The 16,507-nt window shown below is 40.2% G+C and carries 14 protein-coding genes; 12 read left to right on the forward strand and 2 right to left on the reverse strand.

Annotation, left to right across the window (positions count from 1 at the left end):
* The first annotated feature begins 196 nt into the window (after window positions 1–196).
* The 9 genes from AC106S_RS01750 to AC106S_RS01790 all read left to right on the forward strand — a co-directional run bounded on the left by AC106S_RS01750 (window position 197) and on the right by AC106S_RS01790 (window position 9,853).
* Window positions 197–1,318, forward strand: a complete 1,122-nt coding sequence (locus AC106S_RS01750) for an alpha/beta hydrolase-fold protein (protein WP_482437413.1) — start codon at window positions 197–199, stop codon at window positions 1,316–1,318.
* 4 nt (window positions 1,319–1,322) lie between these two features.
* Window positions 1,323–2,738: a M17 family metallopeptidase gene (locus tag AC106S_RS01755; RefSeq protein ID WP_482437414.1), complete on the forward strand. Its 1,416-nt coding sequence runs from the start codon at window positions 1,323–1,325 to the stop codon at window positions 2,736–2,738.
* A gap of 141 nt (window positions 2,739–2,879) precedes the next feature.
* Window positions 2,880–4,091, forward strand: coding sequence for an ATP-grasp domain-containing protein (locus AC106S_RS01760; RefSeq protein WP_482437415.1), 1,212 nt, complete (start codon window positions 2,880–2,882; stop codon window positions 4,089–4,091).
* 91 nt (window positions 4,092–4,182) lie between these two features.
* The gene (locus AC106S_RS01765; RefSeq protein WP_482437416.1) at window positions 4,183–4,896 is read left to right on the forward strand and encodes an alpha/beta hydrolase-fold protein; all 714 of its coding nucleotides are present in this window, start codon (window positions 4,183–4,185) and stop codon (window positions 4,894–4,896) included.
* 58 nt (window positions 4,897–4,954) lie between these two features.
* The gene (locus tag AC106S_RS01770) at window positions 4,955–5,908 is read left to right on the forward strand and encodes an ATP-grasp domain-containing protein (protein WP_482437417.1); all 954 of its coding nucleotides are present in this window, start codon (window positions 4,955–4,957) and stop codon (window positions 5,906–5,908) included.
* Window positions 5,909–5,939: 31 nt separating this feature from the next.
* A complete protein-coding gene (locus tag AC106S_RS01775) occupies window positions 5,940–7,058 on the forward strand; it encodes a carboxylate-amine ligase (protein WP_482437418.1) in 1,119 nt (372 codons plus the stop codon).
* Window positions 7,059–7,093: 35 nt separating this feature from the next.
* The gene (locus AC106S_RS01780) at window positions 7,094–7,927 is read left to right on the forward strand and encodes a type 1 glutamine amidotransferase (RefSeq protein ID WP_482437419.1); all 834 of its coding nucleotides are present in this window, start codon (window positions 7,094–7,096) and stop codon (window positions 7,925–7,927) included.
* Window positions 7,928–8,137: 210 nt separating this feature from the next.
* Complete coding sequence (locus AC106S_RS01785; RefSeq protein ID WP_482437420.1) at window positions 8,138–9,322, forward strand: hypothetical protein; 1,185 nt, start codon at window positions 8,138–8,140, stop codon at window positions 9,320–9,322.
* Window positions 9,323–9,346: 24 nt separating this feature from the next.
* Window positions 9,347–9,853, forward strand: coding sequence for a MepB family protein (locus tag AC106S_RS01790; RefSeq protein WP_482437421.1), 507 nt, complete (start codon window positions 9,347–9,349; stop codon window positions 9,851–9,853).
* Between the two features lie 514 nt (window positions 9,854–10,367).
* Here AC106S_RS01790 and cphA read toward each other — a convergent pair.
* Window positions 10,368–12,998 (reverse strand): cyanophycin synthetase, encoded by a 2,631-nt coding sequence (gene cphA, locus AC106S_RS01795; protein WP_482437422.1) that lies wholly within the window; start codon window positions 12,996–12,998, stop codon window positions 10,368–10,370.
* 200 nt (window positions 12,999–13,198) lie between these two features.
* Between cphA and AC106S_RS01800 the strand changes: the two genes are divergently transcribed.
* From AC106S_RS01800 to AC106S_RS01810, 3 genes are all read left to right on the forward strand, one after another.
* A complete protein-coding gene (locus tag AC106S_RS01800) occupies window positions 13,199–14,086 on the forward strand; it encodes a cyanophycinase (RefSeq protein ID WP_482438410.1) in 888 nt (295 codons plus the stop codon).
* Between the two features lie 115 nt (window positions 14,087–14,201).
* Complete coding sequence (locus AC106S_RS01805) at window positions 14,202–15,044, forward strand: isoaspartyl peptidase/L-asparaginase (RefSeq protein WP_482437423.1); 843 nt, start codon at window positions 14,202–14,204, stop codon at window positions 15,042–15,044.
* A gap of 102 nt (window positions 15,045–15,146) precedes the next feature.
* Window positions 15,147–15,383, forward strand: coding sequence for a YtxH domain-containing protein (locus AC106S_RS01810; RefSeq protein ID WP_482437424.1), 237 nt, complete (start codon window positions 15,147–15,149; stop codon window positions 15,381–15,383).
* A gap of 325 nt (window positions 15,384–15,708) precedes the next feature.
* Here the strand turns inward: AC106S_RS01810 and AC106S_RS01815 are convergent, their stop codons facing one another.
* A complete protein-coding gene (locus AC106S_RS01815; RefSeq protein WP_482437426.1) occupies window positions 15,709–16,500 on the reverse strand; it encodes a class I SAM-dependent methyltransferase in 792 nt (263 codons plus the stop codon).
* Between the last annotated feature and the right edge of the window lie 7 nt (window positions 16,501–16,507).

A 16,507-nucleotide genomic window follows, 5' to 3' on the forward strand; every position in this document is an offset into this window, starting at 1 on the left:
GACTGAACTGTATTTAATTTTTCTCTGAAACTACGAAAATTCCGGTCAACAACCGTTAATTATTAGTCAAATAATTATTATGTTAATTCCCTTCTCCGGCACTTCTATCAAATATATCAAATTTTTCATTATTTTTTTTAAGGTTTCAAAACAATCTTTTTTATAAATTTAGCTGCCAATTTATAAAACACACAGGATGAGGTTTGAACTTTATACTGACGAAACCGACGACAGAACAGTATACATCACAGGAAATTTCAACAGCTGGAACCCCAGGGATTACAGTTATCAGCTCGAACAACTGACCCCGAACAGTTATTGCATAGAGATCGACAACGGGATCCTTCCCGATACCATTGAATATAAATTTACAAAAGGTGGCTGGGAAAATGTAGAGCTGGATCCATACGGAAGCATTACCCCCAACCGGAAAATCGCAAAATCAGCTGAAAAGACCTCTGATCACGTAGAAAAATGGAGACTCAACTGGGGACCGTTCAAAAAGGAATTTTTCCCGATCGCCGAAATCATCTCCGAAGAATTTTATATTCCGCAGCTTGACCGGTACCGCAAAGTATGGGCTCTTCTGCCTTATGATTATTATGTTTCTGACAAAAGCTACCCTGTACTATACCTTCAGGATGCCCAGAACTTATTCAACGAAGGCAGCGGGTACGGAAACTGGGAAATCGATAAAAAACTCTCTATTCTGGCTGAATACGGCCGGGGCGATGTCATTATTATTGCCATAGAACACGGAAGTGAAGACCGCATCAAGGAATATATTTTCGACAATGACAATATAGCTAACGGATCGGAAGGCAAAAAATACATCCGTTTTATTACCGATACGTTAAAGCCTTTTGTAGACGAAAATTACCGGACAAAGAAAGACCGGGAGAATACCGGAATCGGCGGAAGTTCCCTGGGTGCCCTCATCAGCATTTACAGTGGATTCCTCTATCCGGAAGTGTATTCCAGGCTGCTGATCTTCTCCCCTTCTCTTTGGGTTGAACCGAATAACAATTTCCCGATGATGAACTTCAGAGTCCCCTTCAGAACAAAGATCTACCTGTACGGAGGAGGTCAGGAAGGCTCAAAGATGGTCAAAAGGATCCATATTTTTGAAGAGTATCTCAAAAGGTGGGAAAAGAAAAACCTATTCGATTTTGAGTTCAGAACCAGCGTAAATCCTGAAGGCACCCACAGTGAATTTTACTGGTCTCAGGAATTCCCCAGGGCTATCGAATGGCTGTTCTATGACAACAAAGAAAACCCGGCTGAGGTAAAGCCGCAGCAACAAAGCATTAAAAATTAAACTTATGAAACTGATCAATAAAAAAAATAAAAGTTATTCCCAGATTTTCCAGTTATTTACTGAAGAAGAATGGACAAAATCGGGTAAAAATTTCCCTAAAAACATTACCTCTCTTTTTTCCGGAAAAAAGAATGAGATTTTCATTCATGCCAACGAAGAAAGCATCATCTATTTCATTGGGTTAGGTAAATCCGGTATGCAGGATTTTGAAATTCAGCAGACTGCCGTTAAATTCTCCCAGACTCAGAAAGAGAAACTTCAGCCTGTCCCCACTCTGATTCTCGCTGAATTTCTGAACGAAAAACAGTTTGAAGAATTCATCAAAGGACTTCTTACGGGAACCTACAACTACCCTTTTGATAAAAAACACCCTTTCTGGAATACGAAATTTGAAATCCATTCCGAAAACCTGAGCCAGAAAAAGCTGGATACAATCAATACAAGAGCGGAAGCTGTAACTGCGGGACAAACTGCCTGTCAGGAATGGCTCAACAAGCCTGCCAACCTGAAGAGCCCTGTAATTTTAAGTACCTATCTTAAAAACCTGGCAAAAAAATACGAATTGAAGTATACTGCTTTCAACAGGAAAAAATGTGAAGAACTGGGACTGAATGCTTATCTTTCGGTAAACCAGGGAAGCGCTTACGATGCGGCATTCACAATTCTGGAATACAAAACCACCGCGAAAAATGTCAAAACAATCGGTCTGGTCGGAAAATGCGTGGTCTTTGATACCGGCGGGATTTCTCTAAAGAATCCTGACAATATGCATTATATGAAATCTGATATGGGCGGAGCAACCGCTGTGATCGGAGCCCTTATTTATGCCGCGGAAATGAAACTTCCGGTGAATATTATTGCCATTCTCCCGGTTACTGACAATGCGATTTCCGAGAAAGCATTCCTTCCCAGCGATGTGATTACCGCCTACAACGGAAAAACCATTGAGGTATTAAATACAGACGCAGAAGGCAGAATGATCCTGGCAGACTCCCTGTCTTATCTTGCCGGAAACTACAAAACAGACCTCCTGATCGATCTTGCCACACTTACAGGAAGTTCCGTAAGAATGTTCGGGGACACCTGTGGAGCCCTTTTCTCCAATAATGAAGATCTTAAAAACCTGCTGATCAGAACCGGTGACAAAACGAACCAAAGATTATGGAATCTTCCGTTATGGGATATATGGAAAGAGGATATTCAGTCTGACGTTGCCGATCTGAAAAATATTTCCATGAAACCGATCGGAGACTGCATCGTGGCAGCCAAATTTCTGGAACAGTTTATTGAAAACCATCCTAAATGGGCTCATCTCGACATTGCCGGAGTTGCTTTCGGAAATACGGGATATGCAAAGGAAAAAGCGGCAACCGGTTTTGGAGTACAATTATTAGCTGATTTAATTGAAAATTATCACTAAAAATTAGTTTATTACAAAATTTCTCTGTATAATTGATTAGCGATTTTCAAAAACGCAGTTTATTTTGATTTTTTAACATTAAACAATCAACAAAAATTTGCTTTTATTTTTGAATTTTCACTAAAAATTAAAAAATATTGTATGGAGGAGAAAATTATAGTATGTATTTCGTGCTATTACAAGGGCTATGATTTCATGGATGAAATGAAAAAGCTCGGTAATAAAATCATCCTGGTTACTTCAGAGAATCTCAAAGAAAAAAACTGGCCGTGGCATGCCATTGATGAGGTGTTTTATATGACCGAAGAACGGCCTTCCGTCTGGAATATGGAGCATCTGGTCCAGGGATTTTCCCATCTGATGAAAACCCGAAAGGTAGATGCCGTGGTTGCACTGGATGATTACGACGTAGAGAAAGCAGCCCTTATCAGGGAAACATTCCGCATTCCGGGGATGGGGCAGACTACACACCGTTATTTCAGAGATAAACTGGCCATGCGCCAGAAAGCCAGAGATTCGGGCATTAATGTGCCTGAATTTACAGCGGTCTTTAATAACGATGAGGTAAGCAGTTTTGCAGACAGAGTTCCGGCTCCCTGGGTACTTAAACCAAGATCAGAAGCTTCGGCTTCCGGCATTAAAAAGATCACCTCCAAAGACCAGCTTTGGGAAGCACTGGAAACCTTGGGTGAGGAGCGGCATATGTTTTTACTGGAAAGTTTTAAGCCCGGCGATGTTTACCATGTTGACAGCCTTACTTTCAACAGGGAAATCGTATTTACGTCCGCCTCAAAATATCTGGCCCCTCCTATGCAGGTTTCCCATGAAGGAGGTGTATTCAGGTCAAAAACTTTAGGAAGATATTCTGATGAGTTCAGAGCCCTTGAAGAAGTGAATGCAAAGGTACTTTCAAGTTTCGGACTGCTCAACGGAGCCACTCATACGGAATTTATTCGCGGAAAAGAAGATGGCAAATGGTATTTCCTGGAAACATCATCAAGGGTCGGCGGTGCTCATATTCCGGATCTGGTAGAAGCTTCCAGCAATATCAATATCTGGCGCGAGTGGGCTAAAATCGAGGACGTCCTACTCCGCGGAAAAACCTATGAAGCCCCTAAACCTACGGGATATTATTCAGGACTGATCGTTGCTCTTATTAAAGACAAACATCCGGACTATAAAGCTTTTGAATGTGAAGAAGCTGTAAAATTTCTCCCGATAGACCACCATGTGGGAATCGTATATAAATCCACAGATCCTGATATGATACAGGAAAGGCTGGACAGTGCCGCAGAGAAAATACAGACAGAAATGCTGAACATTCTTCCCCCAAAAAGCAAACTAACTTCATAATCTGACGTATACAGGATAAAAATGATACATTATCCTGAAAAGACGGACCTATGAAATTCATATGACTGAAATACTAAAAACCAAATAAAAAATGCCTCATATAGAACATACAGATTACTATTCAAATATCTTAGGAACAAGTTTAAAAGTAGAAGTTACCGGGCATCACGGATATCCGATTATCATGTTCCCGACTTCCCAGGGACAGTACACCCAGAATCACGATTTTCACCTTAACGGAAGTATCAACTGGTTTATAGAACAGGGAAAGGTAAAACTTTACAATATCCAGACCATAGACAGCTGGAGTTTCTATGACGAAAAGATTCCGCCGCAGAAAAGGATTAAGAACTACGAACTGTACGTGCAGTTTCTGATCAAAGAATTTGTTCCGTATATCCAGAAGCTCCACAAAGTACACCGCATCGCTATTGCCGGAGCCAGTTTCGGGGGGTATCATGCAGCTAATTTTGCTTTCAGGTTCCCCGATGTGGTATCTCATCTGTTCTGTCTTTCAGGAGCATTCAGCATAAGAAATTTTATGGACGGATATTCGGATGATCTGGTTTATTTTAACTGTCCGAGAGAATTTGTCCGTAATGATGAGGCCTGGAAATACAAACACATGCATATTGTCCTCAGCACTTCCGATCAGGATATTTGCCGGGATAAAAATATAGAAATGGCCGAGATCCTGCGGGTAAAAGGAATTGACTTCTGGTATGACGAGAGAAAATGGATCAATCATGACTGGCCGTTATGGAGAATGGTTTTTCCGACATTTATAGGCGCGTACTTTTCTTAAAAAACGTACATTAGTGAAAGATAATTTATTAATAAACACCAACTAAAAAACAAAAATTATGGCAAAAAAAGTGGGAATTCTATTCGGTATGGAAGATACATTTCCCTGGGCGTTCATCGACAAGGTTAATGAACTGGGAGGCGGAGAAATTATTGCTGAACCGGTAAATATCGACAAACTGGAACAGGGAGCTGATTATGGCTATGCAGTGATTATCGACAGAATTTCGCAAAATGTTCCTTTCTACAGAGCTTATCTGAAAAATGCAGCACTTAACGGCACGTATGTAATCAATAATCCGTTCTGGTGGAGTGCTGATGAAAAGTTTTTCAATAACGCACTGATGACCAAGCTGGGTATTCCGCTTCCTAAAACGGTACTGCTTCCTTCGCACGAAAGACCGACAGACACTTCTGAAACCTCTTTCAGAAACCTGAAATTCCCTCATGACTGGGAATATATTTTCAATTATGTAGGGTTTCCGGCTTATATGAAGCCTCATGACGGCGGCGGATGGAAAAATGTTTACCGTGTGGAAAACCCGGATGATCTCTGGAATAAACTGAGTGAAACAGAACAGCTGGTCATGATGGTACAGGAAGAAATCATTTTTGATGACTATTACAGGGTATACTGCCTGGGTAAAAAATATGTTCATATCATGCCTTACGAACCGCGTAATCCTCATCATTTAAGGTATGCAACAACCCATCAGACGCAGGGAGAAGAACTGGAAAAACTGTTAAAAACGATTCACGATTATACGATCAAAATGAATGAAGCTCTTGGATACGATTTCAATACGGTAGAATTTGCCGTAAGAGACGGTATTCCATATGCTATTGACTTCTGCAATCCGGCTCCGGATGCCGACAGGAACTCGGTAGGTGAAGACAACTTTGCCTGGATCGTAGAGCATGCCGCCAAACTGGCTGTTGAAAAAGCAAAAGAGTATGTTCCCGGAAAACCTAACATTTCATGGGGAACTTTCGTAAAAGACTCTGTACAATAAAAAACTGAAAAAATAAAAAACACGGAAAAAAATGCATCAATTTACTATCGGAATCGAAGAAGAATATCAGATCATTGATGTTGAAAGCAGAGACTTAATATCTCATGTTTCCAAGATCATTGAAGGCGGGAAGGCCGTTTTAAGCGAGAATTTAAAGCATGAAATGCACGAATCCATGATTGAAATGGAAACCGGCATCTGTCAGAATATCCAGGAAGCGAGAGCTGAGCTCACCAATCTTAGAAGACACCTGATCAATACAGCCCACGAACAGGGGCTGAGAGTTTCAGGAGGAGGAACACATCCCTTTTCCCACTGGTCTGCCAATAATATCACCCAGGGCGAAAGGTATATCAAAATTGTAGACGACATGGGAGACGTGGCCCGTGAAAACCTTATTTTCGGACTCCACGTACACATCGGAATTCCGAACCGTGAAGAAGGAGTAAGAATCCAGAATGTCATGCGCTATTTTCTGCCGCACGTCTACGCACTTTCTACCAATTCCCCGTTCTGGATCGGAAGATATACCGGTTTCAAATCTTACCGACAGGAAATTTTCGTTAAATTCCCGAGAACCGGCATTCCAAGTTATTTCAACTCTCTGGCTGAATTTGACAGCTATGTTGATTTACTTGTAAAAACAGGAACGATCGACAACGCCAAAAAAATATGGTGGGATTTGCGTGTACACCCGTTCTATCCTACCATTGAGTTCAGGATCTGCGATATGCCTTTAAGAATTGATGAAACCGTGTGCCTGGCTGCCATCATGCAGTGCCTGGTTGCCAAGATCTATAAACTTCACCAGCAGAATCTGAGCTTCAGAAGCTACCGCAGGCTGCTGCTGAATGAAAATAAATGGCGTGCTTCCAAAAGCGGCATAGAAGCTCATCTGATCGATTTCGGGAAAGAAGAATCCGTACCCTATCCTGATCTGCTGAAAGAACTTCTGGAATTCATTGATGACGTTGTGGACGACCTGGGATGCCGGGAAGAAGTACAATATGCCTGGAAGATCATTGAAAACGGAACGGGTGCAGACCGCCAGCTTCAGATCTATAAGGAAACCGGAGACCTCACCAAAGTCGTTGATTATATGATCTCTGAAACTGAGTATGGCATAACACATGGTGAAACAGCTTCATAATATTTTTGGTAACTTTGCAAAAAATATGAAGTAGTATGAAAGATATTCGAATTGCCCTGCTGGACATGAACAACAATCATGCGAATCAGGGTTTCAGGAATATTAAAGAGATTTCTGAAGCTTTTCAGCAAAATTCCGATGAAAATGTAGTGATTCAGACCTTCGACGTAAGGTTCAAAAATGAAATGCCTGACATTCATGATTTTGACATCTACATTTCCTCAGGAGGGCCTGGAAATCCGCACCGTGAAGGTCTGGAATGGGAAGATCGATTTGCCGGTTTTCTGGATTCCGTTTTTGAACACAACCGATATAACGAAGATAAGAAATACGTTTTCCTGATCTGCCACTCATTTCAGCTGGCCAGTATCCACTGGAAGCTGGGGAACATCTGTAAAAGAAAATCATATTCTTTCGGAGTGATGCCGGTTCATAAAACAGATGAAGGAAAAGAAGAATTTCTGTTTAAAAATCTTCAGGATCCTTTCTATGCCGTAGACTCAAGAGCCTATCAGTTTATTGAGCCTGATCTGGAGCGCCTTGACGAACTTGGAATGAAAATCACAGCGATTGAGAAGTTCCGTCCGCATATCAACCTGGAAAGAGCGGTAATGGCCGTACGTTTTTCTGAAGAGATATTCGGAACCCAGTTCCACCCGGAAGCAGATCCGCAGGGAATGATTGAAAACCTGAAAGACGAAAAGAACAAGACCGCTATGATTGAAAGCTTCGGAATGGAAAAGTATCTTGAAACGATGGACAGAATAGATGATGAAGACAAAATTATCCTGACCAGAAACCAGATTCTTCCGAGATTCCTGCAGTTTGCAAAAAAAAACATTCTGAAAGGATGTGAAGCCCTGGCTTAAAAAGTAAATTAACAATAAACCATAAAAGTCACAGAAGTGTTTTTAAACCTTTTAGAACACTTAAATGTTATTTCATAAAGTAATTTAAGTATAAATTTTTTGTGCCTTTTGTTAAATTTTACTCAATAGTCCTGAACTTTAAATAAGTTATCAAATACCAAATCGGGCACAACTGCTCGATTTTTTAAATCAAAATCACAAAGAAAAAATATGATCCCAAAATACAGAAAGCAATTCAATCAGGAATTTTCACAGGAAAAATATACTCAGCTTAAAGAAATTCTGGCACAGAAAGGCGGAATAACTCCAACATTCAGGGTGTCGGAAAGTCCGCTTTTTCTAACCAGAGCATTTGAAAATAAACTTATTGATGCTACGGAAAGTATCATTGACCAGATCAAAGCACTTCCTTCCGACCTTCTTCGGAAAGCTGTCCCTGAAAACTGCTACGTTCCCAATGATACCGGGCAGCCTCATTTCTTTACCATTGACTTTGGAGTATGCAGAAATGAGAACGGAGAGATAGAGCCCCAGTTGATTGAACTTCAGGCCTTCCCTTCTCTATATGCCTTTCAAAAGATCTTTGAAGAAACCTTCTGTGATATTTATCCTTTTCTGAATGAGATTAAAAACCCAATGCCCGATGAAGAATTCAGGGATCATCTGAAGAGAATTATAGTAGGCGATGAAAATCCGGAAAATGTCATTCTGCTGGAAATATTCCCCGAAAAACAAAAGACAGCCATAGATTTTGCCCTTACTGAAAAATTATTGGGTATAAAAACAGTCTGTCTCACCCAGGTAAAAAAAGACGGAAAGAAACTGTTTTACGAAAAAGACGGCAGAAAAACTGAAATTAAAAGAATTTACAACCGCGTTATCTTCGATGAACTGGATCGCATTCCGGATCTGGTAACTGAATTTGATTTCCGCGATGAGGTTGACGTAAAATGGATCACCCATCCCAACTGGTTTTTTAAAATTTCCAAGTTTCTCCTCCCACTGCTCCATCATCAGTTTGTCCCGAAGAGTTATTTCCTGCATGAATTTCCGGAGCATGAAAACCTGGAAAACTTTGTACTGAAACCCCTGTTTTCATTTGCAGGAAGCGGAGTAAATCTCAATCCAACTCAGGAAATTACTGATGCTATTCAGGATAAAGAAAACTATATTCTTCAGAGAAAAGTAAGTTATGAGCCTGTATTTGAAGACATCAACGGAGACTTCTCAAAAGCAGAGATCCGGCTTCTTTACGTGTGGCACGAAAATGAGGACCGCCCTGTATTGCTGGAAAACCTGGGAAGAATGACCAAAGCCGCTATGGTGAATGTAGATTTCAACAAAAAAGACGCGATATGGATCGGAAGCTCCAATGCCTTTTTTGGAGAAGAATAAACTTTAAAATTCAAATAAAAATAAATGAATCTGAAAAATGTTGATGAAATGATTTTTCAGCCACTCGGACTGAAAATATCTAATGCTGAAGAGGATACCGGATGCAGGGAATATTCAGGAATGAATTTTACTTTAGACCCACTGAGCATAAAATTCCGTACATCCAAAATAACCCCAACTAAAACAGGGCAATTTGTGACACTCTGGAAAAGGAATGAAAAAGGAGAAACAACTCCGTTTCATTCCGATGATCCTTTTGATTTTTACCTGATTTCTGCTTCTAAAGAAAATCATACCGGAATTTTCATTTTTTCAAAGGAAATTCTTGCAAAAAAGGGAATATTAACTTACGAAGGAAAGGAAGGTAAGAGAGGATTCAGAGTATACCCTGTCTGGGATAAAACCGAAAACAGACAGGCTTCAGCTACACAAAAATGGCAGACAGAATATTTTCTGAATCTTTCTGAAAACGAAGAATCCCGGCTTCGAAAAGCTAAGTTATTGTTTGGTTTGGAATCAATAATATCTTAATTTTTTTAATGCAAAGTTGAATTTTGTGGATGAATACTTCAAGAGTGCAAAGAGAGGAATCAACTCCGCTGATCCGATGAAGCGATGGATTAGCCTTCGGCTGTTTTAAGTCTTAAACTAACTGATAAAAGTTGAAAAGATAGATGAAAATCCTGTTTTTTTTAACGCAAAGATTTGCTTTTAGGCAATGCATATTTAAAGGGAGCAAAGTGTAGAATCAACTCCGTTGATTCGATGAAGCGATGGATTTGCCTTCGGCTGTTTTATCTTTAAAAGAATTGATTTTAATTCTAAAAATCTGCTGAAAATCTTCGATTTTCTTGCGCCTTAAAAGCAGTATAATCACTTAAATCTTTGTGACTTTTGCGTTAAGCCAACAAAAAAAATCTGCTCCATCCGCAAAATCTGCGAGTCTTAAAAAAAGTATTCAAACTAAAGACCGGACTAAATTCCAGCTTCTCTCTCCCAGTCTCCATCAAATAAAAATGCCCGGAATTTCCGGGCATTCTTTGTTTTATCCATTTTTGTCATCTTCCAGCAGTTCCCTTGCCTGATATTCCTGGACAAGATCAATAGCATTGGAGATTACGTCGCTCAGGGCTGTGATGAAAGTTCCTTCTTCAGCCATTCCCATCGCATGTTTTAAAGCTTCAATTTCTTTAGGAATAATCTCGTAGCTTACATTTCTTCCGGCTTCGTTGATTCCGTCTATGATCAGACCGTTGATTTCGTCTTCGGTTCTTCCTCTCAGATGTTTTTCATTCCGGATAATAATGTAGTCGAACATTCTTCCGGCAATTTTCCCACATTCCTTAATATCACTGTCTCTCCGGTCTCCTACTCCGGAAATAATCCCTATTTTCTTGGTAGCTTCCACATTTTTAAGATAATCTTCAATGGCTTCATAACCTGACGGATTATGCGCAAAGTCGATCAGCACTTTAAAGCTTTTAAACTTAAAGATATTCAGTCTTCCCGGGGTAAGCTGCGCGCTTGGAATGAAAGTTCTTAAAGAGTTGGAAATATCCTCGATTTCAAAACCATACAGATAACTTGCCAGACTGGCTGCCAGAACATTTTCAATCATGAATCTTGCTTTACCTTCCATAGTGATCGGGAAGTCTTTGGCTTTTCCAATTCTGATCTTCCAGTCCCCTTTCTTGATGGTTACAAAACCTTCTTCATATACACAGGTGATTCTTCCTTCTTTGGCAAATTTTACAATATGAGGGTTGTTTTCATCCATACTGAAAATGGCGACATTGCTGTCCAGGTCATTAATGATCTTCATGGAATAAGCATTGTCTGCATTCAGAACACTCCATCCGGTTTTCTTTACACTGTCCAGAACCACTCTTTTTACCTTAGTGAGATCTTTCAGGTTGTGAATATCGTTCATTCCGAGATGGTCCTCTTCAATATTGGTGAGAACTCCGATATCACATTGAGAAAAGCCCAGCCCTGAACGCAGAATTCCGCCTCTGGCAGTTTCCAGTACAGCGAATTCCACGGTAGGATCTTTTAATACAAATTCAGCGGAAAGCGGTCCGGTGGTATCTCCTTTTGAAAGCATTGTGTTCTGAATATAAATTCCGTCTGAAGTGGTAAAACCTACTCTGTAACCGTTGCTTTTTACAATATGGGAAATTAATCTTGTTGTAGTGGTTTTCCCGTTGGTTCCGGTTACTGCAATAATCGGAATAGTAAACGGTTTCCCCGGAGGATAAAGCATATCCACTACCGGAGCGGCAACGTTTCTCGGAAGGCCTTCACTTGGTGCCAGGTGCATTCTGAATCCGGGAGCAGCATTCACTTCTATGATGGCTCCCCCGCTTTCTTTCAGCGGTTGGGTTAAATTTTCTGCCATAATATCAATTCCGCATACATCAAGGCCGATAATTTTTGAAATCCTTTCTGCCATCGTAATATTTTCCGGGTGTACCATATCGGTTACATCAATGGAAGTTCCTCCCGTAGAAAGATTGGCCGTGGATTTAAGGTAAACAACTTCCCCCTTCTGAGGAATAGTTTCCAGGGTATACTGAAGTTTTTCAAGAAGTTCCAGCGTATCTTTATCCACTTCTATTTCGGTAAGAACATTTTCATGCCCGTACCCTCTTCTCGGATCTTTATTTTCTTTGTCAATCAGCTGCTGCAGATTCAGTTCTCCGTCTCCTACCACATGAGCAGGAACCCGTCGTGCGGCAGCAACCATTTTATTATTGATTACCAGGACCCTGAAGTCATATCCTGTAATGTATTTTTCTACAATTACTTTTCGGGAATACTTCCGGGCGTGTTCAAGTCCTGTTTTTGCAGCTTCCCAATCATTAACATTAATGGAAGAGCCTTTTCCGTGATTTCCGTCCAGCGGTTTTAAAACAATCGGATAGCCTATTTTCCTGATAACCGCACCCAGATCTTCCTCATCTACAACCAGATCACCGGTAGGAACAGGAATCGCCGCATCATGAAGCATTTTTTTGGTAAGTTCTTTGTTACAGGCAATATCTACCGCAATAGAGCTTGTTTTTCCGGTTATAGTAGCCTGAAAACGCTGCTGATTCACTCCATACCCCAACTGTACCAAAGAATTGGTACCCAGCCTGATCCATGGAATTCTTCTGGAAACAGCTTCTTCCACAATACTTCCCGTTGAAGGTCCCAAACGTACACGTTCCCTGATTTCTTTAAGTCTGTGGATACAGGCATTCATATCATATTCGCCGCCATCAATCAAAACCTGTGCTATTTTTACGGCTTCTTCTGCAGCGTAAATCCCGGCATTTTCTTCTATGTAGTTGAAAACAACGTTATATACACCCGGAGTTTTTGTTTCTCTGGTTCTTCCGAAACCTACATCCATACCCGCCAGGGTCTGAATCTCCAAAGCGATATGTTCAATAACATGTCCCATCCAGGTTCCCGTTTCCACCCGGTGAAAGAAACCTCCTTCCATTCCTTCCGAACACCTGTGGGTAATCAGTGACGGGATCAGTTTTTCGATTCTTTCTCTGAATCCATCGATCTTGTTGGTAGGATAATTTTCCATCTCTTCCAGATCCAATCTCATCTGTATCAGCTTCTTTCGTCTGATGCTCCAGATGTTCGGGCCGCGCAGTGCCTGTATCTTCTCAATTTTCATAATCTATTTGCATTTTTATCTGTTAACAATAACTCCTTCAGAAACCAAAGATAATGTAAAACCCTAAACAAAACTATACTCCATTTAAAGATTTCTCAAAAAAGATTTGAAAACAATTAACAATCCTAAAACATTAAAAATCAATTTAAATGGCATGAATTTCGTCAAATGTCAATTATTTTTTAAATTTGTACCCTATGATGAAACCTGTTGGAAAATTAATAGTGATCGGAGGAGCTGTAAATAAAGGAAGCTTTTCAGAAACCGATTACGATCAGAATATCGAAAAAAATCTTAATTTCTTTGAAAGAGGAATTTTAAGAAAAATTATCAACGAATCTAAACATAAAGAAGACTCTGTTATAGAAATCGTTACAACTGCTTCTCAGATCCCGCAGATTGTGGGAGTAGAATACAAGAGGGCTTTTGAATTTCTCGGTGCCAGAAATGTGAATGTCCTTGATATCCACAACCGTGAAGAGGCCAACTCTGATGCTATGGTGGCCAGAGCCAATGCTGCGGATGTGATGATGTTTACAGGAGGAGATCAGCTGAGACTGACCTCCATTCTTGGAGGAACAAGATTTCATGACACCATTCTGCTAAAATATCAGGAACAGGATTTCATTTATTCCGGAACTTCTGCCGGTGCAGCTGCCGCTTCTGAAAATATGATCTATCAGGGAAGCAGTTCTGAAGCTCTTCTGAAAGGAGAAATCAAAACAACACAAGGGCTAGGCCTAATCGATAATGTAATTATTGACACCCATTTTGTTCAGCGAGGCAGAATCGGACGACTTTTCCAGGCAGTAGTAAACAATCCGAGAACACTGGGAATCGGGCTGGGAGAAGATACCGGGCTTTTCATCCACAATGATGTGATGACGGCCGTGGGATCAGGGCTTGTGATTCTTGTAGACGGAAGATTTATTAAAGATACCAATCTTACCAATATCAATCTGGGGGAACCTATTTCCATCGATAATTTAACGGTTCATGTGATGTCTATGAACGATCATTATGATCTGACAACCAAGACGCTTACGATTGAAAATTCACAGTTCAATCCGATCCCGCAGGATAAATAATGGATAATGGGTAATGGGTAATGGGTAATGGGTAATGGGTAATTAGCAATCAGTAATATTATTTCAATATTACCTTAAAATATGATTTATTAATATCAACGATCATTTATACTATATGAAAGTCATTATCCACGGTGGTTTTTTCTCTGAAAGCGATCAGAGCCACGAAGTAAAAACGGCAAAGCAGAATTCTTTACAACAAATTGCTCAGAAAGCTTATGAATACCTTCAGGATCATTCAGCTTTTGATACGGCAGCTTATGCTGTTTCCCTTCTGGAAGATGATCCGCTGTATAACGCGGGGATCGGCTCCCAGATCCAGAGTGACGGCGTAATCCGCATGAGTGCAGCCATTATGAATGGGGAAACTCAGAAACTCAGCGGCGTCATCAATATTCAGGATGTAAAAAATCCGGTTTTCGTAGCCAAAGAACTGATGAAGGAAGATGACAGGGTCCTGGGCGGAAACGGTGCTAAAATATATGCTACCGAACATGGCTTTGAAAATTTCTCAACGGAAATTCCCCAACGCAGAAAAGAATATGAAGCGAAATCGGGATCTGCAGGAAAAGGAACGGTTGGCTGCGTTGCACTGGATAAAGACGGAAAACTTGCCGTAGCGACTTCCACCGGAGGGAAAGGTTTTGAAATTCCGGGAAGAATCTCTGACTCTGCCACTGTGGCAGGAAATTATGCCAATGCCTTTTGCGCCGTAAGCTGTACAGGTGTCGGAGAAGATATTGTCAGCAATGCTACTGCTGCTAAAATCGTAACAAGAGTTACCGATGGGATGAGTCTTGATGGAGCTTTTCACAAAACTTTTGAAGAGCTGAAAACCATCGACGGATTTGCAGGTGCCATTGCTATTGATAAAGATGGAAATCTATACCATCAGGATTCCTATCCTACTATGGTTTTTGCCAGTTTCGACGGCGAAAAATTTGAGGTCTTTCAATAAGTTTAACATTTTTTTATAATTTCACATAATTTTTTGGCACGTATTTTACATGATTACTAATAACAAATTTTAATAGTTTAACAACCTTAAAAAATAGAAATCATGGGAAATAAAACAAAAGGCTTATTGGCTTTACTAGGAATTGGTGCTTTAGCATACTGGAAATATAAGAACTCTACTCCGGAAGAACAGCAGGCTGTAAAGGACAAAATCAACAATGCTAAAGACAACCTTAACAAATGGGGTAATGATATTAAAAACAAGGCAAATGATGTAGCATCCCAGGTTCAGAATAAAGTAGATGAAGCCAGAACAAAAGCTGAGGACTCTTTAAGCTAAAAGCAAATTAGTTTTTTTAACATTCATATATAGAAAAAGTCACCGTAAATTTTATTACGGTGACTTTTTTGATCGTGATATTTCAAGATGAAGGAATTATTGGAGAAACTTAATAGGTTTAGTCCTTTGTTCTAAAAAAACCTTCTATATTTCTCTGATTTATTTTCCTGGAAAAAGTCGGCATATCGGTCAGATATGAAAGAGAAATTCATTATATTTTATTCTCAATTTTGGTATTTTAAAATGGAGCAAGCCATGAGAGAAACCTAATAGGTTTATAATGTGAGTGCTTTATAAAACCTATTAGGTTTGGTTTTTCCTTCTATTATTTTTTTTCTGCGGCCAGTGCAAAAACGATCGGTATTTTGTTTCCGAACTGTGGAATTCTCCATTTTCCTTTTTCAAACTCTTCTACATGTCTGAAACATGGATACGGAGACCAGTCAAATTCCCGGAAGGTTTTCAGGTCGGTACCGTTTTGGAGCAAACTCTGAAGGACTTCTGCCAGCGAATGGTTCCACATTACGTATTCCTGTACAATCTCTGCCGACTGGTCTGCATAAGTTCCTTCATAGGTTTCTACAATAGGCTTTTCATTAAAATAATTGTAAGCCACTTTGGTAAAGTCATCATCGAACATCCACACAACCGGATGAAATTCTGCCATGATGAATTTTCCGCCCGGTTTCAGGAAATGACTGATCACCCCTGCCCATTTATCCAGGTCGGGAAGCCAGCCTATTGTCCCGTAACTGGTATAGACTATATCAAATTGCTGATCGAGAACATTGGGCAGTTCATACACATCTGAACAGATAAATTTTGTACCGGTACCGCATTGCTGTGCCAGATCTTTTGCTGTTTCAATGGCTTTATCCGAAAGGTCTATTCCGGTAACTTCCGCTCCCATTCTGGAAAGCGAAATGGAATCCTGCCCGAAATGGCACTGCAGATGCAGAATTGTTTTGCCTTTTATATCCCCAAGCAGTTCCAGTTCTATTGAATTCAATGAACTTCTTCCTTTTAAAAACTCATCTACAAAGTAAAAATCCGATTTCAGATGCGGTTCTACTTTGGCATTCCATGATTTTTTATTGATTTCTAAGTAATTTTCCATAATGTTG

The sequence above is a fragment of the Chryseobacterium sp. FR054 genome, assembly GCF_056844565.1.

What these genes read in the sequence shown, in the direction of transcription:
- AC106S_RS01800 (WP_482438410.1), top strand. Translation starts at nt 13,199, where the DNA reads ATGAAACCTGTTGGAAAATTAATAGTGATCGGAGGAGCTGTAAATAAA.
- AC106S_RS01765 (WP_482437416.1), top strand. Translation starts at nt 4,183, where the DNA reads ATGCCTCATATAGAACATACAGATTACTATTCAAATATCTTAGGAACA.
- AC106S_RS01755 (WP_482437414.1), top strand. Translation starts at nt 1,323, where the DNA reads ATGAAACTGATCAATAAAAAAAATAAAAGTTATTCCCAGATTTTCCAG.
- AC106S_RS01780 (WP_482437419.1), top strand. Translation starts at nt 7,094, where the DNA reads ATGAAAGATATTCGAATTGCCCTGCTGGACATGAACAACAATCATGCG.
- AC106S_RS01760 (WP_482437415.1), top strand. Translation starts at nt 2,880, where the DNA reads ATGGAGGAGAAAATTATAGTATGTATTTCGTGCTATTACAAGGGCTAT.
- cphA (WP_482437422.1), bottom strand. Translation starts at nt 12,998, where the DNA reads ATGAAAATTGAGAAGATACAGGCACTGCGCGGCCCGAACATCTGGAGC.
- AC106S_RS01805 (WP_482437423.1), top strand. Translation starts at nt 14,202, where the DNA reads ATGAAAGTCATTATCCACGGTGGTTTTTTCTCTGAAAGCGATCAGAGC.
- AC106S_RS01750 (WP_482437413.1), top strand. Translation starts at nt 197, where the DNA reads ATGAGGTTTGAACTTTATACTGACGAAACCGACGACAGAACAGTATAC.
- AC106S_RS01775 (WP_482437418.1), top strand. Translation starts at nt 5,940, where the DNA reads ATGCATCAATTTACTATCGGAATCGAAGAAGAATATCAGATCATTGAT.
- AC106S_RS01785 (WP_482437420.1), top strand. Translation starts at nt 8,138, where the DNA reads ATGATCCCAAAATACAGAAAGCAATTCAATCAGGAATTTTCACAGGAA.
- AC106S_RS01790 (WP_482437421.1), top strand. Translation starts at nt 9,347, where the DNA reads ATGAATCTGAAAAATGTTGATGAAATGATTTTTCAGCCACTCGGACTG.
- AC106S_RS01815 (WP_482437426.1), bottom strand. Translation starts at nt 16,500, where the DNA reads ATGGAAAATTACTTAGAAATCAATAAAAAATCATGGAATGCCAAAGTA.
- AC106S_RS01770 (WP_482437417.1), top strand. Translation starts at nt 4,955, where the DNA reads ATGGCAAAAAAAGTGGGAATTCTATTCGGTATGGAAGATACATTTCCC.
- AC106S_RS01810 (WP_482437424.1), top strand. Translation starts at nt 15,147, where the DNA reads ATGGGAAATAAAACAAAAGGCTTATTGGCTTTACTAGGAATTGGTGCT.